The organism is Bradyrhizobium sp. Pa8, from assembly GCF_052588265.1.
This window is the reverse complement of sequence record NZ_CP176767.1, coordinates 3,066,024-3,088,317: the sequence shown is the minus strand read 5'-3', so window position 1 is coordinate 3,088,317 and position 22,294 is coordinate 3,066,024. Positions and strand designations below refer to the sequence as shown.

Here is a 22,294-nt window from a genome sequence, read left to right as displayed (position 1 = left end):
GATCACTCCGCCGGCTGAAGGCGCTGCTTGGCCCGCGCCGGCTTCGGTGCGCCGACCCGCAGGCGCCGGTCGGACAGCGACAGCATGCCGCCAAAGGCCATGAGCACCGGTCCCCACCAGATCAGCAGCACCAGCGGCTTGTGATAGATGCGCACCGCAATGGCGCCATCGGCAGTCGCGTCGCCGAGAGAAACGTAGAGCTGGCTCGCGCCGCGCGTCAGCAATGCGGCCTCGGTGGTCGAGGACCCGCGCGTCGTGAAATTGCGCTTGGACGGCGTCATGACGCTGATCTTCTCGCCGTCGCGGCTCACGTTGAACTCGGCGATCATCTCGCGGAAGTTCGGCCCCTGACGCTGGGACAGGCCGTCGAGCTTGAGATCATAGCCGGCGACGTGTGCCACGTCGTTCTGCTTCATGGTCGCGATATATTCGCTGTTCCAGGTGGTCTCGCAGACGATCCCGATCAGCGCGACGCCGAGGCCCGCATGGGCAAACGCAGCACCCCAGGCCGAACGCGGCAGGCCGCGGGCCCGGTGCAGCGTCGTTGCGAACGGCAGGCGGAGCAGACCGGTCCGTTCGGACAGATCCGTCACGGCACCGGCGATGACGAAGACTCCGAGCCCAATTGCCAATGGCGCCAGCGCACTGCCACCACGGGTCCAGGCCCAGACGATGGCGATCACAACGAGCGCGGCAACGCCCGCCGCGAGCAGCCGCTGGGTGACGCCGAGCAGATCGCCGCGCTTCCACGCCAGCATCGGCCCCAACGGCACGGCAAGCAGCAGCAGCGCGAACAGCGGGACGAAGGTGAGATTGTAGAAGGGCGCGCCGACCGACATCTTGAAGTCGAGCGCTTCCATTGCCAGCGGGTAGAGCGTGCCGAACAGCACGACCGCGCAGGCCACGCTGAGCAGCAGATTGTTCAACACCAGCGCGCCCTCGCGCGAGATCGGCGCGAACAGGCCGCCTTGCTTTAAGGACGTGGCGCGGCCCGCAAACAGCGAGAGGCTGCCGCCAATGAACAGGCAGAGGATCAGCAGGATGAACACGCCGCGCGTCGGATCGGTGGCGAAGGCGTGCACGGAGGTGATGACGCCCGAACGCACCAGGAAGGTGCCGAGCAGCGACAGCGAGAAGGTCAGGATCGACAGCAGGATGGTCCAGACCTTCAGCGCGTTGCGCTTCTCCATCACCAGCGCTGAATGCAGCAGCGCCGTGCCGGCGAGCCACGGCATCAGCGAGGCGTTCTCGACCGGATCCCAGAACCACCAGCCGCCCCAGCCGAGCTCGTAATAGGCCCAGTACGAGCCCATCGCGATGCCGAGGGTCAGGAAGATCCAGGCCACCAGCGTCCACGGCCGCACCCAGCGCGCCCAGGCCGCGTCGATCCGCCCCTCCATCAGCGCCGCGATCGCGAAGGAGAACGAGATCGAGAAGCCGACATAGCCGAGATAGAGCATCGGCGGATGCACGGCGAGGCCGATGTCCTGGAGCACCGGATTGAGATCGCGTCCCTCGATCGGCGGATTGGCGATGCGCAGGAACGGGTTCGATGTCACCAGGATGAAGAGATAGAAGGCGCTGGCGATCCAGGCCTGCACGGCCAGCACATGCGCGCGCAGCGACAGCGGCAGATTGTTGCCGAAGGCGGCAACCATTCCGCCGAATAGCGCCAGGATCGACACCCACAGCAGCATCGAGCCTTCATGGTTCCCCCACACGCCGGTGATCTTGTAGATCAGCGGCTTCATCGAATGGGAGTTCTCGTAGACGTTGGCGACGGAGAAATCCGAGTTCACGTGAAGCATCACGAGCGCGATGAACGACGCACCGACGAACAGCAGCTGCGCCAGCGCGGCGGAGCGCGCCACGTTCATCAGCGCGGCATCGCGCAAGCGTGCGCCGATCAGCGGCACGATGGACTGGATCAGCGCCAGGCCGAGGGCCAGCACCAGGGCGTAGTGTCCGGATTCCGCGATCAACGCACTGCTCCCTGCGGGTTGCCCTGCGCGGTCGTCGCCGCGGGCTTGACGCTATCAGAAGCTTTGGCGCCGTAATCGTCCTTCCAGTGCCCTTGCTTCTTCAGGGCATCGGCGACTTCCTTGGGCATGTAGGTCTCGTCGTGCTTGGCGAGCACGGTGTCGGCCTTGAACACGCCATTGGCGTCGAGCGCGCCTTCCGCGACCACGCCCTGCCCTTCACGGAACAGGTCGGGCAGGATGCCCTTGTAGGCGACCGGCAGCTTGGCGCCGCCGTCGGCAACCTCGAAGGTCACGGCGAGATTGTCGCCGCGCTGGAGCGAGCCGGGCTGGACCAGGCCGCCGAGACGAAACCGCTTGCCGGGCTCGACGTGCTTTTCGGCGACCATCGTTGGCGTCGAGAAGAACACGATGGAGTCGCGCAGAGCGTTGAGCACGAGCGCGGCCGCAAGCGCGAGCACTGCGAGGGAGCCGCCGATGATGGTCATACGTCGCTGCTTGCGCGTCATGGCGTATCCGTTCTCCGCTCGCCTCGCCCCGACATCGTCATCCGTCGAGCCCGAGAGTCTTGAGGCCTTCGTTGAGCTGGCGCAGCCGCGCGGCATCGTTGGCGACCGCCTGTCGCGCGTCGGTCGAAGCGCCCATTGCCTTGTCACGATCGCCCATCACGAGATAGGCGCGCACCAGGCGCAGCCAACCCTCGACATCATCGCCGTTCTGCTTCAGCCGTGTGGCCAGGCGTTCGACCATGCCGCGAACCATCGCGTTGCGATCGCCCTCGTTCATGTCCTTGGAGGCTGCGACCGTCTCGTCCGACAGCGCCGGCATCGTAGCGCCACCGCCGCCGACCCGCGCCAGCGAGGTCTGCACCAGAGGACGCCATGGCGCATCCGCCGGCGCTTTCGCCAGCAGTGCGCGCCAGATGTTGGCGGCATCGTCCTTGCGGCCATCCTGCTCGGCGGCCAGTCCGAGGAAATAGTTCGCCTTGGGATCGTCCGCATTCAGGCCACGCGCGCGCTCGAATTCGGTCTTGGCCTCGGCAGTCACCACGCCGCCGGCAGCAGCCGCGATCGCCTCGCCGAGATCGGCCCGGCGCTCCGAACTCTCGCCATTGTAGGTGAGCGAGTTGCGATAGGCGCGCACCGCATCGTCGAAGCGGCCGAGCCGCACCAGCACCGGCGCGAGCACGTTCCAGCCGCGCCCGTCGGTCGGATTCTTTTCCAGATGCTGCTCGACCTTCACGACGAGATTCTCGAGCGCCATGCCGGACCCGGCCCCGCGCTCCCGCTGCGCCAGGGGAAAGTCCTGAAGTCTGGGCGAGCCGAGCGGCATGTAGACGCCGATCGCAATGAGTGGCAGGCCGGCAAGCGCCAGCACAGCGGCCGCGCGGCGCCATTTGAGGCTCGATGTCGGTTCCGATGCAGGCTCGCTCCCGGCCGCGGCAAGCAGCCTGCGGCTGATCTCGACACGTGCGGCCTCGGCTTCCGGTGCGGCGATCAGTCCCGCGGCGAGGTCACGCTCGATCTCGGCCAGCTGGTCCTTGTAGACCGCGACCTCGCTCCCCTGATTTTGCGCGCGTCCGCTGCGGCCGAGCGGCAGAAGCACGGCGAAAATCGCCGCGACCGTCATCAGCGCGAACACGAACCATAGCGTCATCTGGCAAGCTTCCGGCAGCGCGCGAACCGCGCCCATAGGTGGCTTTACACCACGGCCGGACGATGCGGCAATTGACAATTGTCAATTCGGCGCGACCGCGCACAGTCCCGAAACTATGAAAATCCAACGGCTTAGCCGATCTCGAAGTCCGCGCTTTGAGCGGCGTCCTCGCCGTGCCCGTTGAAGGCCCTCAGGAAGTATGTTCCCGGCTCGATTGCTTCAGGCAATCTGATGCGCAACGCCCCGACGGGAACGGGCGATGCGACCCTGGTGACGGTCTCAAGCAGCTGCCGGCCGCTTGCCTTCTCGATCAGCACCACCTTCGCGCCAACCATCAGCCTCTGATATTTGGCAACAATGACGCGGTTTTCAATTTCGATGGAGCTGATAAGGGGTTTCATGCGCCCACAGATAGAAATTCCAAAATCTTGCACGGCGACCGTAGGGCCCGCCACCGGCACCGTCAACCACAAATTGTGATCACAAAAATATGCGCTTGATCAGCTTGCGCGCGACGATTTGCGCTCGCCCGTGGCCGCATTCTCCGCGGCGCGGCTCATCAGCGACGCGTAATCATCGCCGAACAACACCTGGCAGAAGCGGATCGCGGCCTGCACCTGCTGCTGCCGATAGGTGCGGACCTTGTGATCGGCCGCACGCAGCGACTGTACCAACTGCTCGGTCGAGCGTTCGACATATTGCTGGAGATCGGAATAGGTGCGCAGCGTCACTTCGTTGATCGCAAGCTCGCTCGCGTAGTTGCGGCAGGTCGCGACGAAATCGATCAGCGCCGCGGTTTCCTCGACCTCGGTGCTGTCGATCCGCGCCCCCGGCGGAATGTCCTTCTCGGCGCGCTGGCGCAGGATGCGGCGAACCCGGCCGGGAACGCTGTCGATCTCCGATTGCAGCGCATTGGAGATGTCGGCCCGGATCGAGGTCAGCTGCTTGCCCCAGATGGAATCGTTGCGCAGATCGAGCTCCGTGCGAAGACCGCGCACGCCGTCATGCAGCGCCTTGAGATTGTCGGCGACGTTCTCGAAATGGCCGCGCTTGATGTCCATGCGCAGGATCGCCGCAACGCAGGACAAATCATGCAAAGCGATCGTGACGGCCACGCCGTAGGGCGTCGCCGCGACGCGGATCTCGTCGTCGGACGCGGCAATCTTGATTGCGAGGCGGATGATCTGCCACGGCGCGGTCATCCGCTGCACGACCATCGACAGCGCGAAGGGCAGCATCTGCGGCGTCTGGAGCACGGGGATGTTGAGCGCGGAACTCACTGACGCGATCTGGGCTTCGCCGAAGGCACGCAGGAAGCGCGGCAGCTTCTCGTTCAGCGTAGCGATGGCCTCCCGGACCTGAAGCACCGCTCCGATCGAATAGAGGTCTTCGATCACGTTGGGCGGGCCGACGCGGGCGAGCGCGCGCGACTTGTCGCCGCCGCCGGGACCCGTCAGCCCGAAGATGGCATCCGCGGCCACCGCCTGGAGCCTCGCGGCGAGGGCTTCGACCTGCCCTACACTGTCTGAAGCCGGCATGCGCGCCAGCGCCGCCTCGAATTCGTTGACCTTGTCGGGGGCGCCATCGCGGCCGAGCCATTGCCAGATCGGATGCAGTGAGGAGCGCCGGATCTGGCCTACCCTGACAGGGGCGCCCGTCTCGGCCAGGAACGGTTCCAGCACCTGGAACAGCAGCCGCGACAGATCGTCCGTGCGCGGCGGAGCAGCCTCGTCGACTTCGGTCTTGCGGACGATCTTGCGCAGCTGCTCGAGCACGAGGGTCGCCACCGCCGTGTCCTGGCCGCGCTCAAGCGCGCGCTCGAACTCCCGCATCAGCAGCGCCTGCGACTGCGGCGGGAGCTGCGCGAGATATTCCCTCAGCCGCTCGATCGATGTCTGGCTCATGCGCCCGGGTGATGCACGATAAAATGGCAGACGTGGGATGCGTCCTGCGCGATCATAGATGGGGCCCACTTAAGAAGCCGTTTAGGAAGTCGCTGCGAAATAGCTCCGGTTTCGGCCGGATCGGTGCCGAACCAGTCAAATAGTTGTGCCGGAACAAAGGATTATATTCCGGGGAGGACCAGTTCCGCCCGCAGGCCACCGGTCGGTGCGCTGCCGAGCGAGAGGCTGCCGCCATAGAGCGCGGCGAGGTCGGTCACGATGGACAAGCCGAGCCCCGAGCCGGGCTTGGACTCGTCGAGCCGCTGGCCGCGCCGGGAGACCTGGGCGCGCTCGGCCTCCGACAGGCCGCGGCCGTCGTCATCGACGATGATCCGCAGGCGCGGGCCGGCGCCCGCCTGGTGCGGCGCTTCCACCAGAACCTCGATGAAGACCTGCGAGGCCGCCCATTTGCAGGCATTGTCGACGAGATTGCCGACCATCTCCTCCAGATCTTGCCGCTCGCCGCGAAATTTTGCGGATGGATCTGCCTTGGCCTCGACCACGATGTCGCGATCGCGATGGATCTTCTCCATGGTCCGCCGCAGCGCCTCGATGACGGGCGCGACCTCCGTCACGGTCGCCACCACCGAGACGCGTGCAGCGATGCGCGCGCGCTCCAGATGATGGGCGACCTGGTCGCGCATCACGTCCGCCTGCTCCATCACCTTGGCCGCGAACGGCTCGGCGGCGTGGGCGCCGGCCTCATTCACGATCACCGAGAGCGGCGTCTTGATCGCATGAGCGAGGTTGCCGACATGGGTGCGCGCGCGCTCGACGATCTCGCGATTGGCATCGATCAGCGCATTGGTCTCGCGCGCCAATGGCGCGATCTCGACCGGAAATTCACCTTCGAGCCGCTCCGCCCGCCCCGAGCGGATGTCGGCGATGGACTCGGAGATGCGCTTGAGCGGTGCAAGACCGAACCTCACCTGAAACACCGTAGTCAACAGCAGCACGATGCCGAGCGCGGTGAAGGTGCCGCCGAGGTAGTAGTCGAAGCTCCGCGTCTCGTCGAATATCTCGGTGTCGTCGCCGGCGACGCTGACCAGATATTTGCCGTCCGCGCCGAGATCGACCGGCCGCTCCACCATGCGGAGATTCTGTCCCTCGGGCCCGTCGACATAGGCGAGGCGAATGCCGGCAGCGGTGAGCTCGGTGCCCTGCTCCTCCAGCTTCGGCAGCTTCTTGTCCCATAGCGAGCGCGACGAGCGCACCTCCGGCTTCTCGGTATCGGTCCGCGTGATCTGCCAGTACCAGCCCGACAGCGGCAGCTCGAAGAGGGGCTCGCCGAGCGACTGGAACTGACGGTCCGGCGGCTCGTCCGGGGTCGCGACCTCGGCGATGAGGGTGCGCAGATAGAGATTGAGCCGGCGGTCGAAGGCGCGCTCGGTGGCGCTCTTGTAGACCGACGACAGCACCACGCCGGTGATGGCCAGGATCACCACGAGCCACGCCGTCGCCGACAGGAACAGGCGGTTGGCAAGCGAGCTAGCGGGCATCGGAAGGATCCCGGCAGGCGCGGGGTGGCGGGGCGTCGGACGTCATGGCCGGACCAAGGCCCCTGTTCGGCCGGCCGTCAAGTCCTGACGCTTCAAGCGCCGGGAGCAGGCGGCGGGGTCAGGAGATAGCCGAGGCCGCGGACGGTCTGGATAATGTCGACGTCAAGCTTCTTGCGGATGCGGCCGACGAAGACCTCGATGGTGTTGGAGTCGCGGTCGAAGTCCTGGTCGTAGAGGTGTTCGACCAGCTCGGTGCGGGACACGACGCGCCCCGAATGGTGCATCAGGTAGGCCAGAAGCCGATATTCGTGCGAGGTCATCTTGACGGGGTTGCCGGAGACGCTGACCCGCCCGGTCCTGGTGTCGAGCGTGACGGGGCCGCAACTCAATTCGCTCTGGGCATGGCCGGTGGAACGGCGCAGCAGCGCGCGGATGCGCGCCAGCACCTCCTCCAGATGGAACGGCTTCGGCACGTAATCGTCGGCGCCGGCATCGAACCCCTGGACCTTGTCGCTCCAGCGGTCGCGCGCGGTGAGGATCAGGACCGGCATGGTGCGGCCGTTGCGGCGCCAGGCTTCCAGCACCGAGATGCCGTCCTTCTTCGGCAGGCCGATGTCGAGCACAACGGCATCGTAGGGCTCATTATCGCCGAGATAATGCCCCTCCTCGCCGTCGAAGGCACGGTCGACGACGTAACCGGCGTCGGTCAGCGCCTTGGTGAGCTGCCGATTGAGATCGGGGTCGTCCTCAACAACAAGCAGGCGCACGCTTCTCTCCAGGAATAGACTGCACAATCGATCGCCAGAGATGAGCAATTCCGGCGTGAACCGAATATGAACGCGGGGAACCGGCCGCGTTACTTTTTGGTCATATAGAGCTTCTCATGCGCCGACGCGACGGCGCCCGCCAGGCCACCGGACGAGCCGGCGGGCGTGGCGGGCGCAATGTGCCGCGTTACGCGGCGAGTCGGAAGGTCCGAAGCGTCCCGTCGATCGGCCGTCAGGTCCGGAAGAACACGAACCAGATGACGGCAAGGATCAGGATCGCGAGCCCGGTCGAGATGACAAGCAGGGCCGCCACTGACGGCCCGGGTTCGCCCTGACGCGCCTCGGTGGCGGTTTCGACGATCTGATCGTGCTCTCGCGTGGCTGCCATAATGCCCTCAATCTCTGGATGTCGGCTGCGGTGGTCGCGACCTCCTCGCAGCCTGATGTCCCGAGCCAACGCGTGATTGGATATGATGTTCCGGTTTTTGCCGCTGCATCGGGCTGCAACCGCGCGCCGGGCGGCCGGTTAACGCAGTTGCAAGATTCCGCAATCCGCCTTGCTATGATTCGTTGTTCCCCGATGGTATCCTCGTCCTCTGTCCCCGTTGCGTTTGGAGTAGCCCATGGCCCCCCGCGCCAATTGGAAGGGTTTTCTGCGTCTGTCGCTCGTGACCTGCCCGGTCGCGCTGTATCCGGCCACTTCGGATACCGAGAAGGTTTCGTTCAACCAGATCAACCGCAAGACCGGCCACCGGATCAAGTACCTCAAGGTCGACGCCGAGACCGGTGACGAGGTGACCTCCGAGGACATCGTCAAGGGCTACAAGGTCGACACCGACACCTATATCGAGGTCACCAAGGACGAGCTCGACGACATCGCGCTGGACTCCACGCACACGATCGAGATCGACGAGTTCGTGCCGAAGACCGATATCGACAGCCGCTATCTGATCCGCCCCTATTATCTCGTGCCTGACGGCAAGGTCGGCCACGACGCCTTCGCGGTGATCCGCGAGACCATCCGCAGCATGGACAAGGTCGCGATCGGTCGCGTCGTGCTGACCAACCGCGAGCACATCATCGCGCTGGAGCCGCTCGAGAGCGGCCTGATGGGCACGCTGCTGCGCTATCCCTACGAGGTCCGCAGCGAGAAGGAATATTTCGACGACATCCAGGACGTGAAGCTGACCAGGGACATGCTCGACCTTGCCAAGCACATCGTCGAGAAGAAGTCCGGCGCGTTCGAGCCCGAGCTGTTCGAGGATCATTACGAGACGGCGCTGATCGACCTCATCAACAAGAAGCGCAGCGGTGCACCCATCGCGGCGAAGGCCGCGCCGAAGACCGGCGGCAACGTCATCAACCTGATGGACGCGCTGAAGAAGAGCATCGCCAGCGAGAAGGACATGGCGCCCGCGGCCAAGGCCGCCAAGGAGGCCGTCAAGGAGGCCGTCAGGGGCAAGAAGCCGAAGAAGCGCGTCGAGGGCCAGCGCGAGATGCTGCTGCCGATCGCCGGCAAGGACGGCAAGACAGCAACAGCCAAGGAAGCGCCCCCCAAGAAGGCCGACAAGCCGGTGCGCGCGCCGGCGCGGGCGAAGAAGGCCGGCTAGACGCAATCCGCGTCTGCAATCGCGCCGTGATGTCTCCCCTCGCCGATCGGCCGGCCTGACATGCCCTGGTCGACGGCGTTCGACGATCCCGTTCGCGTAAGTCACAAGCGCAAGCTGCTGACGCTGCAAGACGCGGCGGACTACATCATGCAGCTGCCTGAAGACTTGCAGCACGAGACGCACTGGCAGACCGCCATCGAGACCTTGATCAACGCAGCCGAGACAGGCGGCGGCTGGGTGATGTTCGCCCGCATCGCGATGTTGCGGGCGCTGAATGCGGACGGCCGCAGCCGATGAGCGCCTTGGTTGTCGTCCCTGGCGGGCATCCGTCCCGACCGAGACGAACAGGCTCAACAAACCGTTAATCGGCGCCCTCGTGTCCAGCACGACAGGGTATTCCTACGGGCGACAAAATTAACCGTTGGTTCCCCTTATGCGCAGCATGGTTCCGGCTCCGATCGAGCCAAGGTTCGCGTGCCCCCGTGCAGCAGGACGTCAGAAAGAACTACATCAGCCTCGTAAACGACGCGCCTGATCACGAGCAGGCGGCGAGCACGGCGCCGCGGCCGCAGCCGGGCACGATGAAGGACTTCGTCGACCGTCTCGCGACCGTGCTGAAGCGCCGCCTCCCGGCCGCACCGGGCCCGACCATCACGCCTTGATAGACGCACCGGCTTCGTCCTTGCGGGGGGCGGTCGATTTGAATCCATTTGGATGGATCGATGGAACCTTAATTTAATGGATGCCATCGTATGTGACGGAGGCGCGGCCGCCCGGGCTTCATTCTTCCGTCGCGCAGAAAAATCTATTCGATCTATTTACCAGTCAGAAAACGACGCTGCCACACATTGGATCGGATGAAGAGGAGTTGGCAATGACTTTGCTTAGGTCTTTCCTTGCCGATGAGACTGGCGCAACCGCCATCGAATACGGCCTGATTGCCGCCGGCATTGCGCTGGCCATCGTGACCGTCGTGAACAACACGGGCAGCCAGCTCCTCAACAACAAGTTCAACTCGATCAGCTCGTCGCTGAAGTGACGGCCGCCTCGTAACGGCCGCCCTGGCCTGAGGCGACGTCCCTGCACGCGCCGACCCCGGCGCGGCCGTCGGCGCATGCTCCCTCCCCCATCTCGTCATTGCGAGTGATAGCGAAGCAATCCAGAGTCCTCCCGCGGAGGAATTCTGGATTACCTCGCTGCGCTCGCGATAACGGTGGGTGGCCCGTAACGCACTCAAAATCGTGTCCCGGACGCTACGCAACGCCCTTCAAGCAACCACATCCTAGCGCTCCCGCGCTTTGACGGCCTTTTGAGTCCTGATAGTCTTCGGCCCGGCGTGGTTCGACGAGCCATGCTCAATCATTGGACCAGAGCGATTTGAAGGATGCGGATGAGAAGCGTGACGGTCTTGGCTCTCAGTCTCATGTTTGTCGCCGCCTGGTCGCACGACAGCGCGAGAGGACAGACTTCGGTCGCGCCTCCGGTTTCGCTTGCTCCGCCCAATGCATCGCCGCCGCGCGCGAGCGCCAAAACTTCCAGAATTCCGCCGGCGACACCCGGCAGGGAGGCTTCGCCCCCTGTGATCGGCGGGCCTCCGCCGATGCCGAATCCGGCCGCCGACTACGATGGCTTCAGCGTAGGCACCGTCGACGACAATGACGCCTCAAGCCAGGTGACGCCGCCTGTGAGGTCACGCGCAGCAAAGGCCTCCAAGTCCAACTCCACGTCCAATCCCGATACAAATGGCCCCGGCGGCCAGTCATCGGTCGATCAGGAAGATGAGGCGTTGAAGCGAAAGCTGACCATCTGCAAGAACTGCAAGTAGGACGTTTGTAGTCCGGATTGCGCGTCCGCCTTCGCTCTTCGAGCTACGGCGGACAAGTCGCTCTATCCGGGCTACGGCAGCTCGCTGCATGGCTGACCTACCGCGACCGTCGCCCGCCCGTGCTTTACCCTCCCGCAAATTCCTGATCCTCTCTCCCCAATCGGCCGGAGCAACCGGCCTGCGCCTGAGGAGAGAGACGCCATGAAGCTCGGCACCGCCATTGCGGAAATCATGAAGCGCGAGGGGATCGAGATCCTCTGCGGCTATCCGGTCAACCATCTGATCGAGCACGCGGCCAAGGCCGAGATCCGGCCGGTGATGGTGCGGCAGGAGCGCGTCGGGGTGCACATGGCGGATGCGATCTCGCGGGTGACGTCGGGGCGTTCGATCGGCGCGTTCTGCATGCAGCACGGGCCGGGCGCCGAGAACGCGATGGGCGGCGTTGCGCAATGCTATGGCGAATCCGTGCCCGTGCTGGTGCTGCCGATGGGCTATCAGCGCAGGCTTGCGCATATCGAGCCGAACTTCAATTCCAGCGAGGCAATGAAGGGGTTTTCGAAATCGTCCGAGCCGATCATCCTGGCTGCGGAGGTCACCAACATTTTTCGCCGTGCCTTCACCAAGCTCAAGAACGGCCGCGGCGGTCCCGTCATCGTCGAGATCCCCGCCGACATGTGGAACGAGGAGGTGCCGGAGCCGCTGAACTACACGCCCGTGCTGCGCACGCGCTACGGCGCCGATCCTGTTCATGTGAAGGAGGCAGCGGACCTGCTCGTCAACGCGAAGCGCCCCGTGATCTATGCCGGCCAGGGCGTGCACTACGCGCAGGCCTGGCCGCAACTGAAGCGGCTCGCCGAGCGTCTCGCCATTCCCGTCACCACCAGCTTGGGGGGCAAATCATCGTTCCCGGAAACGCATCCGCTGTCGCTCGGCTCGGGCGGCCTCGCGGTGCCGCGCGCTGTTCCAAAGTTCCTCGCTGAGGCCGATGTCATTTTCGGCATCGGCTGTTCCTTTACCGAGACCAGCTTTGGCATCGCGATGCCGAAGGGCAAAACCATCGTCCACTCCACGCTCGATCCGAACCATCTCAACAAGGATGTGGAAGCCAGGATCGGCCTCGTCGGCGATGCCGGCCTCGTCCTCGATGCGCTGCTGGAGGAGATCGGCAAGACCGTCACGGCGGATCGCGACGCATCTGCAGTCGCGGCCGAGATCGCCGCTTCGCACAAGGAGTGGCTGGCGAAATGGATGCCGAAACTCACCAGCAATGACGCGCCGCTCAGCCCATATCGCGTGCTCTGGGACCTCCAGCACACCGTCGACATCAAGAACACCATCATCACCCATGATGCCGGCAGTCCGCGCGACCAACTCTCGCCGTTCTGGAAGGCGGTCGAGCCCCTCACCTATCTCGGCTGGGGCAAGACGACGCAGCTCGGCTACGGCCTTGGGCTGGCGATGGGCGCAAAACTCGCAAAGCCCGACAAGCTCTGCATCAATGTCTGGGGCGACGCGGCCATCGGTTTCACCGGTATGGATTTCGAGACCGCGGTGCGCGAGCGCATCCCGATCATGTCGATCCTGCTGAACAATTTCTCGATGGCGATCGAGTTGAAGGTGATGCCGATCTCGACCGAGAAATATCGCTCGACCGACATTTCCGGCGACTATGCCGCGATGGCGCGCGCCTTCGGTGGCCATGGTGAGCGGGTGACGCGGCCTGAGGACATCATCCCCGCGATCAAGCGCGGCATCCAGAAGACGAAGGAAGGCGTGCCGGTGCTGCTGGAGTTCATCACCAGCAAGGAGACCGAGGTGTCGCGGCCGGGCACGTGAGCCGTTTGCACCAAGGCGGGGGCTCGGCGCTGGCTCCGGCCGCAGGAGATGTGATAATCGGGCTTGGTACCGCATACGTCGCGGCGCTTAGCCGGATTATCAATGACCGCGCCTCCCCAGGACAAGGCCGCCGAGCTCGAACGGCAATTGCGATCCCAAGCGGCCGAGAATGCCCGCCTGCAGGCCGAGCTTGCCATTGCGCGCGACCGCCAGAACGCCAGCATGGAGATCCTGCGCACCATCGCTAACTCATCGGGCGATGCGGAGGGTTCGCTGCAACAGATCGCGGAAGCGACCATGCATCTGTTCGGCGCGCCGAGCGCCACCATTCACATTGCGGAAGGCGATGGGTGGTCCAGGGTGATCCGGGTCGGCGACAGCTCCATGCGCGTCGGCGCCGGCGTGCCGCTCGCCCAGCTCAAGATCGGCGGCCGCAACATGCCCGGCACCATCGTGGCCGAGAACCGGCAGGTTCATGTCCCCGATCTCGACAATGTCGATCCCGCCATCACCGACTGGCCCGGCATGCCTCACGTTCGCGCCGCCGGCACGCGTTCGATGTCCGGTTCGCCGCTCCGGCTTGAAGGCAAGGCGATCGGCGCGTTGATCGTCTACCGCGACCGCCTCGCGCCCTTCACCGATGATGAGATGGCGCTGCAACAGAGCTTTGCCGACCAGGCCGCGATCGCGATCGAGAACGCGCGCCTGTTCAACGAGACGCGGGAATCACTGGAACGGCAGACCGCGACCGCCGACATTTTGAAAGTGCTGGCGAGTTCGCCCTCCGACGTGCAGCCGGTGTTCGACGCCGTCGCCGCCAACGCCAACCGGCTGATCGGCGGCTTCTCCACCGCGGTGCTGCGCTATGTCGACGGCGCGGCGCACCTGGTGGCATTCACGCCGGGCGATCCCGCCGGCGACCGCGTGCTCCAGGCCTCGTTCCCGGTGCCGTTCGCGCAGTTCCCGGCATACCAGCTCACGGCCCATGGTGAATCGGCGCAGCTGCCGGATACCGAGCTCGAGCCGGCGGCACGCGACATCGCGCGCGCCCGCGGCTTTCGCAGCATGCTGTTCACACCGCTGATGAGCGAGGGCGAGGCCAAAGGCGTCATCATCGCCACGCGGCGGACCACCGGCGCGTTCGCCGAGCATCATGTAAGGCTGTTGCAGACCTTCGCCGACCAGGCGGTGATCGCGGTCAAGAATGTCAGCCTGTTCAACGCCACCAGGGAAGCGCTGGAACGACAGACCGCGACCGCCGACATCCTCAAGGTGATCGCGGCCTCGCCGGCGGACGTCACGCCGGTGTTCCAGGCCATCTCCGACAGTGCCAAGGCGCTGGTCGGCGGACATTCCTCAACCGTCACCCGCGTCATCAACGGCATGCTGCATCTGGCCGCCTTCACCACCGACAACGAGGCCGGCAACGCGGAGCTGCGTAGCTCGTTCCCGGCGCCGCTTGCGGCGTCGGGCATTCACAGCCGGGTGGCGACCAGCGGAGAGTTCGCCTTCCGCGGCGACATGCAGAACGAGCCCGACCTCACGGAGGCCATGCGGGAGCTGGCGCGGACCCGCGGCTATCGCAGCATCCTCGTGATTCCGATGCTGCGCGACGGCATTGCGATCGGAACTATCGGCGTGACGCGCCGCGAGGTCGGCCCTTTCCCGGACAAGGCGATCAGCCTGCTCAAGACCTTTGCCGACCAGGCCGTGATCGCGGTCGAGAACACACGCCTGTTCAACGAGGTGCAGGACCGCACGCGGGAGCTCGCCAGATCGCTCGACGATTTGCGCGCGGCGCAAGACCGTCTGGTCCAGACCGAAAAGCTGGCCTCGCTCGGCCAGCTCACCGCCGGCATCGCGCACGAGATCAAGAACCCGCTCAACTTCGTCAACAATTTCGCCTCGCTCTCGGCCGAGCTGACCGACGAACTGAACGAGGTGCTTGCACCCGTCCCGCTCGCTGACGATCTGCGCGCGGAGGTCGACGAGCTGACGGGGCTGCTGAGGGACAATCTTGGAAAGGTCGTGCAGCACGGAAGGCGCGCCGATTCCATCGTCAAGAACATGCTGCTGCATTCGCGCGAGGGCGGCGGCGAGCATCGGCTGAGCGACATCAACGCGCTGGTCGAGGAGAGCCTCAACCTCGCCTATCACGGCGCGCGTGCCGAGAAGCCGCTCTTCGACGTGACGCTGAAGAGCGAGCTCGACCCGGCGGCGGGTTCGGCCGAGGTGTTTCCGCAGGAGATTTCCCGGGTGCTTTTGAACCTGATCTCGAACGGCTTCTATGCGGTGACCCGGCGCCAGATGGGCAGCGGCGCCGGTTACGTGCCGGTGGTGACCGCCGCGACCCGCGACCGCGGCGACAGCATCGAGATCCGCATCCGCGACAACGGCACCGGGATTCCGGAAGACGTGAAGGCGAAGATGTTCAATCCGTTCTTCACGACCAAGCCGGCCGGCGAAGGTACCGGTCTCGGGCTGTCGATGAGCCACGACATCATCGTGAAGCAGCACGGCGGCACGATCGACGTCACGACGGAGCCCGGCGCGTTCACCGAGTTCACGATCCTGTTGCCGCGAAAGAGCAGCTTTCCGGACCCGACCAGAGGATAACATCGCTCGCGAGGTGGTTTCATGAATCCAGCGCGGCTCATTCGGCGACAATTGCTGTCGCTGTCCGGCGTCGGCCTCGCGCTGGGTGCGCTGTTCTTCGCGGCCGCGCTGACGCCGACGCTGATCCCGCGCAGCTATCTCACGCAAGGCGCCCTCGCCGGCGGCTGCTTTGCGATCGGCTATTTCGCCGGTGTCCTGTGGCGCCAGCTGTGGCACTATCTCGAACTGCCCGAGCCTTCGGCGCGCGCAAGATCAATCGCGAATGCGCTTGTCGCGGTCGGCTGCCTGCTCGTCGTCATCCTCGCCCTCGGGCGCACCGCCGAATGGCAGAACTCGATCCGCACCGTGATGAAGATGGCGCCGGTGGAGACCGCCCATCCGCACAAGGTCTGCGCCATCGCCCTGATCACGTTCATCGTGCTGCTGGCGCTGGGGCGGCTGTTCGCGTTTGTCGCCCGCTTTCTCGCCGCGCGCACACGACGCCTCGTTCCACGGAAGGTCGCGAACGTGATCGGCGTGCTCGTCGCGGCCCTGCTGTTCTGGTCGATCGCCAGCAATGTCCTGATCCGCACCGCGTTTAACGCACTCGACTCCTCCTTCCGCGAGCTCGACGCCTTGCAAGAGCCTGAGCGGCCACAACCGGCCGCCCCCGATCGAACAGGCAGTTCTGCGTCACTGGTGAAGTGGAAGGAGCTTGGCCGCATGGGGCGCCGATTCGTTGCGTCTGGCCCGACCGCGGCCGAGATCGGCACCCTTACGGGAGGGCCTGCGCAGAATCCCGTGCGCGTCTATGTCGGGCTCGGCAGCCGCGACACCGCGCAAGCGCGCGCCAGGGTCGCGCTCGAGGAGCTCAAGCGCCAGCACGGCTTCGACCGCAAAATCCTGATCGTCATCACGCCGACCGGCACGGGCTGGATCGATCCGGCCGCGATGGATACGGTCGAATATCTCCACCATGGCGATGTCGCGAGCGTCGCGATGCAGTATTCCTATCTCAACAGCCCGCTGTCGCTGCTGTTTCAGCCCGAATACGGCGCGGAAGCGTCGCGCGCGCTGTTCGCGGAAATCTACGGCTACTGGACGACGCTGCCGAGGGACAAGCGACCGAAGCTGTATCTGCACGGACTGAGCCTCGGCGCCATGAACTCGGAGAAATCCGCGGAGCTGTTCGAGACGATCGGCGATCCAATTGCGGGTGCGCTATGGAGCGGGGCGCCGTTCGAGAGCCGCATCTGGCGCTCGATCACCGATAACCGCAATCCGGGCTCCCCGGCGTGGCTGCCGGAATTCCGCGACGGCCGCCTTGTGCGCTTCATGAATCAGAACGGGCCGACGGTGCCGCCGGATACGCCCTGGGGCCCGATGCGCGTCGTCTATCTGCAATATGCCAGCGACGCGATCACCTTCTTCGCCTACCGCGACGCCTATCAGGCGCCGGACTGGATGAATGCGCCGCGCGGGCCTGACGTGTCACCGGAGCTGCGATGGTATCCTGTCGTGACGATGCTGCAGCTCGCCCTCGACATGGCGGTCGCGACCGCGACGCCGATGGGCTTTGGCCATGTCTATGCGCCCGAGCATTACGTCGATGCCTGGGTTGCGGTGACAGATGTCGGGGACTGGTCTGGCGACGCGCTGGCGAAGCTCAAGGAACAGCTTGCGGCGAAGGCGCGAAAGACGAGCGCAGGTGATGCCGACGACGATCCCGATCGCGGCGGCTAACCCCTATTCCGCCATCTCTACCTGCTGCGTGACGGAGGGGCCGGCGAGCGGCCGCTCCTCCATCATGATCAGGCAGAGCGCGGCGGTGGTCATCAGCGCGGTGGCGGCGCCGAAGACGTAGCGGAAGGCGTGCCGCATGTCGTCGGCGGGAATGGCGACCGCGCCCGCGGCGTGATGCTCGCCGGCCAGCGGAACGTCGGCGCCGAGCGCGATCAGCAGGATCGCCGCGAACGCCGCGACCGTGAACGAGGACATCAGCGAGCGGAAGAAGTTCATCGCGCCGGTGATGGTGCCGACTTGCGGGCGCGCGACCGAATTCTGCAGCGAGACCACGCAGACCGGGAAGGTCGTGCCAAGGCCGAGCGCAAACGCGGCCATCAGCGTCAGCAGACCCCACAGCGGCAAGGTGGTGACCGTGAGGGCGAGGCCGCACAGCGCGGCCCAGGACGTGCCGATGATGGCAACGCGCTTGTAGTGTTTTGCGCGCGCCATGGTACGGCCGGCGATCGCCGCGCCGCAGGTCGAGACCGCCGCGAGCGGAATCAATGCGAGCCCCGCCTCGCTGGCGCTGAGATGGTAGACCGACTCGTAATAGAGCGGCAGCTGCACGGTGAGGCCCGTGATCGCACCGAGCCCGCAGCCGCCGGCTGTCATGGCGAAAGGCGCCACCGAACCCGTCAATAGCTTCAACGGCAGGAACGGCTCGTCAGCCCGCCGCGCGTGCCAGACGAAGGTGACCGCGAGCGCGACGGCGCCACCCACCATCGCAAGCACGGTCGGCGAGAGCCACGGATAGCGCGTGCCGCCCCAGGTCAGCACCAGCATGAAGACGACCGCAGAGGCCATCAGCAGCACGCCGCCGAGCCAGTCGACCTTGCGCTTGCGGTGGAACACCGGGATCTTCTTCATCTTCGGCAGCAGCATCGCGATGGCGGCGGCCGCGAGCGGGAGATTGATCCAGAAGATCATCGACCAGTGCAGATGCTCGGCGAACACGCCGCCGATGACCGGGCCCAAAATGCCGCCGACCATCCAGACGCTGGAGAAATAGGCCTGGTACTGGCCGCGCTCGCGCGGGGAGACGACGTCGGAGATCACGGTCTGCACGACAGGCATGATGCCGCCGCCGCCGAGGCCCTGAAGGCCGCGCGCCAGGATCAGCATCGGCATGCTCGGCGCGATCGCGCACAGCACGGAGCCGGCGACGAACAGGCTGAGCGAAATGATGATCATCACGCGGCGGCCGTAGATATCGCTCAGCGTCCCGAACACCGGTGCGACCGCGGTCGAGGCGAGCAGATAGGCGGTGATGACCCAGGAGAGATTGGAGACGTCGTGAAACTGGCGCCCGATGGTCGGCAGCGCGGTCGCGACGATTGTCTGGTCGAGCGCGGCCAGGAACATCGTCAGCATCAGGCTGATCACGATGGTCCGGACCTCGTCCTGCGACAACGGTACCGGCGGCGCGAGCGAGGGCGCGTCGTCGACGCTCAAGACCTCGCTGGGAAGGCGGGACAGCTCTTCGGCAATGTCGTCAGGCAACGCCTGAATGTCGGCAGAACTGCTCTGCCGGTCGAACTTGTTCATCTCGATCGGAAGCCGTGAGGCGGCGCAACGCCGCGAAGGATTCGTTCTATGGAGACAATGTAGAGAGGAAAGTTCTTCTCAGGCAGGCACCGCGGCGCATGGGTGCATCCCGCCGCCGCGTCATCGCGATGACGTGATCCGGCGTCGCAGGCGGGTCAGTCCTTCGGACGTCGCTTCAGGCGTGCCCGTTTCGGCAGCTGCGCCGGCCATTGCACGATGTGGTCCTCGAGCTCCTCGTCCGGGATCTCCTCCTCGCTGCCCTCGACCCGGCCGCGGACGGAGACGCCGGCTTCATGAACGGTGTTGGGATCGCCCGAGACCAGCGGATGCCACCAATAGAGGTCGCGCCCTTCCGCGACCAGCTTGTAGCCGCAGCTCGGCGGCAGCCAGTTCAGGGTGCGGACATTGGCCGGGGTCAGCCGGACGCAGTCGGGAACCTTGGCGGAGCGATTCGGATAGTCCTTGCAGCCGCAGGTCCCCGCATCGAGCAGCTTGCAGCCGACATGGGTGAAATAGATATCGCCGGTATCCTCGTCCTCGAGCTTGTTCAGGCAGCAGCGGCCGCAGCCGTCGCACAGGCTCTCCCATTCGGCCGTCGACAGCTCTTCCAACGTCTTGGTTTTCCAGAAGAATCCCTCCTGGCCTGAAGGTCGTTTGGGAGCTGCGGTCATGCGTCTCAACAAGGGTTCGAAAGAGCTACGGCTCGTTCCATCTACGGCGTGCGGCCGGGACGCTGCAAGCAACGCCCAATTGAGGCCCGTAATGAACCGGGGTCAATTAGGCCTGTTGTTCAAAATCGCGAGCCTGACCATTGGTTTATAGGCCCTGCTCGGCTAGAAGGAACAGCAAGTCCCCTCGGACGCGAAACCGGCGCCTTGGGTTTGCCGTAACATTCCCTCAAGACGTCTCGGTGCCGCCCGGCCGGGTGCCTGAACGCTGTCGAACCGAGCCTCAAGGGTTCTAGGTGGTCCAGAACACACCATCCAACTGGAAGAGCCGCGTCCGGAATTTCTTTCTGGACCTCGACGCGCGCATCGATTCCTCGCTGTTCTCCTCCGCCAAGGGCATCCGCGAGCTCTACGAGCGCTACTCGACCTTCATGGACCGCTTCTATGTCGGGCGGTGGAAGCGCTGGGTGTTCATCGAGCCGCTGTCCGAGGCCGCGACGCTGGGCCTCGGCGGCCTGGTCGTGATGCTCACGCTCGCCATCCCCGCCTTCCGCGAGACCGCGGACGAGGACTGGCTGAAGAAGTCCGACCTGGCGGTGTCCTTCCTCGACCGCTACGGCAACCCGATCGGCAGCCGCGGCATCAAGCACAACGACTCGATCCCGCTGGAAGACTTTCCGGACGTGCTGATCAAGGCGACGCTCGCCACCGAGGACCGCCGCTTCTACGAGCATTTCGGCATCGACATCGCCGGCACCGCGCGCGCGCTCGTCACCAACGCCCAGGCCGGCGGGGTCCGCCAGGGCGGCTCCTCGATTACCCAGCAGCTCGCCAAGAACCTGTTTTTGAGCAACGAGCGCACCATCGAGCGCAAGGTCAACGAAGCCTTCCTCGCGGTCTGGCTGGAATGGCGCCTGACCAAGAACGAGATCCTCAAGCTGTACCTCGACCGCGCCTATATGGGCGGCGGCACCTTCGGCGTCGATGGCGCCGCGCATTTCTACTTCAACAAGTCGGCGCGCGACGTGACACTTTCGGAAGCCGCGATGCTCGCCGGCCTGTTCAAGGCGCCGACAAAGTACGCGCCGCACATCAACCTGCCCGCGGCGCGTGCCCGCGCCAACGTCGTGCTCGACAATCTCGTCGATGCCGGTTTCATGACCGAGGGCCAGGTGTTCGGCGCCCGCCGGAATCCTGCCTTCGCGGTCGATCGCCGCGACGAGGCCTCGCCGAACTACTATCTCGACTACGCCTTCGACGAGATGCGCAAGCTCGTCGACACCTTCCCGAAGTCGTACACCGAGCGCGTCTTCGTGGTGCGCCTCGCGATGGACGCCAACGTGCAGAAGGCCGCGGAAGACGCGATCGAGAACCAGCTGCGCCAGTTCGGCCGCGACTATCACGCGACGCAGGCTGCGACCGTCGTCTCCGATCTCGACGGCGGCATCCGCGCCATGGTCGGCGGCCGCGACTATGGTGCGAGCCAGTTCAACCGCGCCACCGACGCCTACCGCCAGCCGGGCTCCTCGTTCAAGCCTTACGTCTACACCACGGCCCTCTTGAACGGGTTCACGCCGAACTCGATCGTGGTCGACGGCCCGGTCTGCATCGGCAATTGGTGTCCGCAGAACTATGGCCATTCCTATTCCGGCTCAGTGACGCTGACGCAGGCGATCACGCGCTCGATCAACGTCGTGCCGGTCAAGCTGTCGATCGCGATCGGCCAGAAGGAACAGCCGAAAGCGCCGAACCCGGCCAAGCTCGGCCGCGCCAAGATCGTCGAGGTCGCCCGTCGCTTCGGCCTCAAGGCGCCGCTGCCCGACACGCCGTCGCTGCCGATCGGCTCGGACGAAGTCACCGTGCTCGAGCACGCCGTCGCCTACGCCACCTTCCCCAACCGCGGCAAGGCGGTGACGCCGCATTCGGTGCTGGAGGTGCGGACCGGTGCCGGTGATCCGGTCTGGCGCTGGGACCGCGACGGTCCGAAGCCGCGACAGGCGATCCCGGCCTCCGTTGCCGCCGACATGGCCGGCATGATGAGCCACGTCGTCAGCGAAGGCACCGCGCGCCGCGCCGCGCTCGACGGCATTCCGACCGCCGGCAAGACCGGCACGACCAATGCGTATCGCGACGCCTGGTTCGTCGGCTACACCGGCAATTTCACCTGCGCGGTGTGGTACGGCAATGACGACTATTCGCCGACCAACCGCATGACCGGCGGCTCGCTGCCGGCGCAGACCTGGCACGACATCATGGTCGCCGCGCATCAGGGTGTCGAGGTCCGGGAAATCCCCGGCATCGGCATGGGCCAGAAGCTGCCGCCGCAGCCGGTGGCAGCGCAGGCCAATGCGGCGCCGAAGGTGCTGGAGACCAAGCCCGGTCCGCCGCCCGTGCTGACCAAGCGCGGCGCCGACGCCCTGGTGCGCGTCGAGAAGCTGCTCGATGACGCCGCCAGGACCGCGACCAAATCAACCAGCAACGACGCCAACGCGGCCAAGCCGGCCTCGTCGACGAGCGCGCTCGCCTTCCCGCAGAACTATGCGGAAGAGAATGCGAATGCATCCGCTCCGCGCAAGAACTGATCGA

General features: G+C 65.4%; 19 protein-coding genes. 9 read left to right on the top strand and 10 right to left on the bottom strand.

Features of this window, described 5'->3' with window-relative positions:
• Positions 1–2 precede the first annotated feature (2 nt).
• From ACKWRH_RS13965 to ACKWRH_RS13930, 8 genes are all read right to left on the bottom strand, one after another.
• Complete coding sequence (locus ACKWRH_RS13965) at positions 3–1,982, bottom strand: heme lyase CcmF/NrfE family subunit (RefSeq protein ID WP_445221011.1); 1,980 nt, start codon at positions 1,980–1,982, stop codon at positions 3–5.
• Complete coding sequence (ccmE, locus tag ACKWRH_RS13960) at positions 1,979–2,488, bottom strand: cytochrome c maturation protein CcmE (RefSeq protein WP_063984547.1); 510 nt, start codon at positions 2,486–2,488, stop codon at positions 1,979–1,981. Before ccmE ends, ACKWRH_RS13965 begins: the two co-directional genes overlap by 4 nt.
• Positions 2,489–2,525: 37 nt before the next feature.
• On the bottom strand, positions 2,526–3,635 hold the full coding sequence (ccmI, locus tag ACKWRH_RS13955; RefSeq protein ID WP_445221010.1) for a c-type cytochrome biogenesis protein CcmI: 1,110 nt from the start codon (positions 3,633–3,635) through the stop codon (positions 2,526–2,528).
• A 131-nt stretch (positions 3,636–3,766) separates the two neighbouring features.
• Entirely contained in the window at positions 3,767–4,036 is a 270-nt protein-coding gene (locus ACKWRH_RS13950) for a hypothetical protein (protein WP_445222395.1), read from the bottom strand.
• 99 nt (positions 4,037–4,135) lie between these two features.
• Positions 4,136–5,539 (bottom strand): hypothetical protein, encoded by a 1,404-nt coding sequence (locus tag ACKWRH_RS13945; protein WP_445221009.1) that lies wholly within the window; start codon positions 5,537–5,539, stop codon positions 4,136–4,138.
• A gap of 161 nt (positions 5,540–5,700) precedes the next feature.
• Positions 5,701–7,077: an ATP-binding protein gene (locus ACKWRH_RS13940; protein WP_445221008.1), complete on the bottom strand. Its 1,377-nt coding sequence runs from the start codon at positions 7,075–7,077 to the stop codon at positions 5,701–5,703.
• A 92-nt stretch (positions 7,078–7,169) separates the two neighbouring features.
• Positions 7,170–7,844, bottom strand: a complete 675-nt coding sequence (locus ACKWRH_RS13935; RefSeq protein ID WP_014496705.1) for a response regulator transcription factor — start codon at positions 7,842–7,844, stop codon at positions 7,170–7,172.
• A gap of 232 nt (positions 7,845–8,076) precedes the next feature.
• Positions 8,077–8,232: a hypothetical protein gene (locus ACKWRH_RS13930; protein ID WP_445221007.1), complete on the bottom strand. Its 156-nt coding sequence runs from the start codon at positions 8,230–8,232 to the stop codon at positions 8,077–8,079.
• Between the two features lie 235 nt (positions 8,233–8,467).
• Here ACKWRH_RS13930 and ku point away from each other — a divergent pair, with 235 nt between their 5' ends.
• The 8 genes from ku (at position 8,468) to ACKWRH_RS13890 (ending at position 17,453) form a co-directional block, all read left to right on the top strand.
• Entirely contained in the window at positions 8,468–9,454 is a 987-nt protein-coding gene (gene ku / locus ACKWRH_RS13925; RefSeq protein WP_445221006.1) for a non-homologous end joining protein Ku, read from the top strand.
• Between the two features lie 60 nt (positions 9,455–9,514).
• Entirely contained in the window at positions 9,515–9,751 is a 237-nt protein-coding gene (locus ACKWRH_RS13920) for a hypothetical protein (RefSeq protein ID WP_445221005.1), read from the top strand.
• A 185-nt stretch (positions 9,752–9,936) separates the two neighbouring features.
• A complete protein-coding gene (locus ACKWRH_RS13915) occupies positions 9,937–10,116 on the top strand; it encodes a hypothetical protein (protein ID WP_445221004.1) in 180 nt (59 codons plus the stop codon).
• 212 nt (positions 10,117–10,328) lie between these two features.
• On the top strand, positions 10,329–10,493 hold the full coding sequence (locus ACKWRH_RS13910) for a Flp family type IVb pilin (protein ID WP_014496710.1): 165 nt from the start codon (positions 10,329–10,331) through the stop codon (positions 10,491–10,493).
• 351 nt (positions 10,494–10,844) lie between these two features.
• Positions 10,845–11,279, top strand: a complete 435-nt coding sequence (locus tag ACKWRH_RS13905) for a hypothetical protein (RefSeq protein WP_445221003.1) — start codon at positions 10,845–10,847, stop codon at positions 11,277–11,279.
• 201 nt (positions 11,280–11,480) lie between these two features.
• Positions 11,481–13,115 (top strand): thiamine pyrophosphate-requiring protein, encoded by a 1,635-nt coding sequence (locus ACKWRH_RS13900; RefSeq protein WP_445221002.1) that lies wholly within the window; start codon positions 11,481–11,483, stop codon positions 13,113–13,115.
• Positions 13,116–13,217: 102 nt separating this feature from the next.
• The gene (locus ACKWRH_RS13895) at positions 13,218–15,731 is read left to right on the top strand and encodes a GAF domain-containing protein (RefSeq protein ID WP_445221001.1); all 2,514 of its coding nucleotides are present in this window, start codon (positions 13,218–13,220) and stop codon (positions 15,729–15,731) included.
• 21 nt (positions 15,732–15,752) lie between these two features.
• On the top strand, positions 15,753–17,453 hold the full coding sequence (locus ACKWRH_RS13890; protein ID WP_445221000.1) for an alpha/beta hydrolase: 1,701 nt from the start codon (positions 15,753–15,755) through the stop codon (positions 17,451–17,453).
• A gap of 3 nt (positions 17,454–17,456) precedes the next feature.
• Here ACKWRH_RS13890 and ACKWRH_RS13885 read toward each other — a convergent pair whose 3' ends face one another.
• Together ACKWRH_RS13885 and ACKWRH_RS13880 are read right to left on the bottom strand one after the other, a co-directional pair.
• A complete protein-coding gene (locus tag ACKWRH_RS13885; protein ID WP_445220999.1) occupies positions 17,457–19,040 on the bottom strand; it encodes an MDR family MFS transporter in 1,584 nt (527 codons plus the stop codon).
• Positions 19,041–19,195: 155 nt separating this feature from the next.
• On the bottom strand, positions 19,196–19,711 hold the full coding sequence (locus ACKWRH_RS13880; RefSeq protein ID WP_014496718.1) for a YcgN family cysteine cluster protein: 516 nt from the start codon (positions 19,709–19,711) through the stop codon (positions 19,196–19,198).
• 293 nt (positions 19,712–20,004) lie between these two features.
• Here ACKWRH_RS13880 and ACKWRH_RS13875 point away from each other — a divergent pair, with 293 nt between their 5' ends.
• A complete protein-coding gene (locus ACKWRH_RS13875; protein WP_445220998.1) occupies positions 20,005–22,290 on the top strand; it encodes a transglycosylase domain-containing protein in 2,286 nt (761 codons plus the stop codon).
• Positions 22,291–22,294: the final 4 nt, after the last annotated feature.

What these genes read in the sequence shown, in the direction of transcription:
- ccmE (WP_063984547.1), bottom strand. Translation starts at nt 2,488, where the DNA reads ATGACGCGCAAGCAGCGACGTATGACCATCATCGGCGGCTCCCTCGCA.
- ccmI (WP_445221010.1), bottom strand. Translation starts at nt 3,635, where the DNA reads ATGACGCTATGGTTCGTGTTCGCGCTGATGACGGTCGCGGCGATTTTC.
- ACKWRH_RS13950 (WP_445222395.1), bottom strand. Translation starts at nt 4,036, where the DNA reads ATGAAACCCCTTATCAGCTCCATCGAAATTGAAAACCGCGTCATTGTT.
- ACKWRH_RS13945 (WP_445221009.1), bottom strand. Translation starts at nt 5,539, where the DNA reads ATGAGCCAGACATCGATCGAGCGGCTGAGGGAATATCTCGCGCAGCTC.
- ACKWRH_RS13940 (WP_445221008.1), bottom strand. Translation starts at nt 7,077, where the DNA reads ATGCCCGCTAGCTCGCTTGCCAACCGCCTGTTCCTGTCGGCGACGGCG.
- ACKWRH_RS13930 (WP_445221007.1), bottom strand. Translation starts at nt 8,232, where the DNA reads ATGGCAGCCACGCGAGAGCACGATCAGATCGTCGAAACCGCCACCGAG.
- ku (WP_445221006.1), top strand. Translation starts at nt 8,468, where the DNA reads ATGGCCCCCCGCGCCAATTGGAAGGGTTTTCTGCGTCTGTCGCTCGTG.
- ACKWRH_RS13920 (WP_445221005.1), top strand. Translation starts at nt 9,515, where the DNA reads ATGCCCTGGTCGACGGCGTTCGACGATCCCGTTCGCGTAAGTCACAAG.
- ACKWRH_RS13910 (WP_014496710.1), top strand. Translation starts at nt 10,329, where the DNA reads ATGACTTTGCTTAGGTCTTTCCTTGCCGATGAGACTGGCGCAACCGCC.
- ACKWRH_RS13905 (WP_445221003.1), top strand. Translation starts at nt 10,845, where the DNA reads ATGAGAAGCGTGACGGTCTTGGCTCTCAGTCTCATGTTTGTCGCCGCC.
- ACKWRH_RS13900 (WP_445221002.1), top strand. Translation starts at nt 11,481, where the DNA reads ATGAAGCTCGGCACCGCCATTGCGGAAATCATGAAGCGCGAGGGGATC.
- ACKWRH_RS13895 (WP_445221001.1), top strand. Translation starts at nt 13,218, where the DNA reads ATGACCGCGCCTCCCCAGGACAAGGCCGCCGAGCTCGAACGGCAATTG.
- ACKWRH_RS13890 (WP_445221000.1), top strand. Translation starts at nt 15,753, where the DNA reads ATGAATCCAGCGCGGCTCATTCGGCGACAATTGCTGTCGCTGTCCGGC.
- ACKWRH_RS13885 (WP_445220999.1), bottom strand. Translation starts at nt 19,040, where the DNA reads ATGAACAAGTTCGACCGGCAGAGCAGTTCTGCCGACATTCAGGCGTTG.
- ACKWRH_RS13880 (WP_014496718.1), bottom strand. Translation starts at nt 19,711, where the DNA reads ATGACCGCAGCTCCCAAACGACCTTCAGGCCAGGAGGGATTCTTCTGG.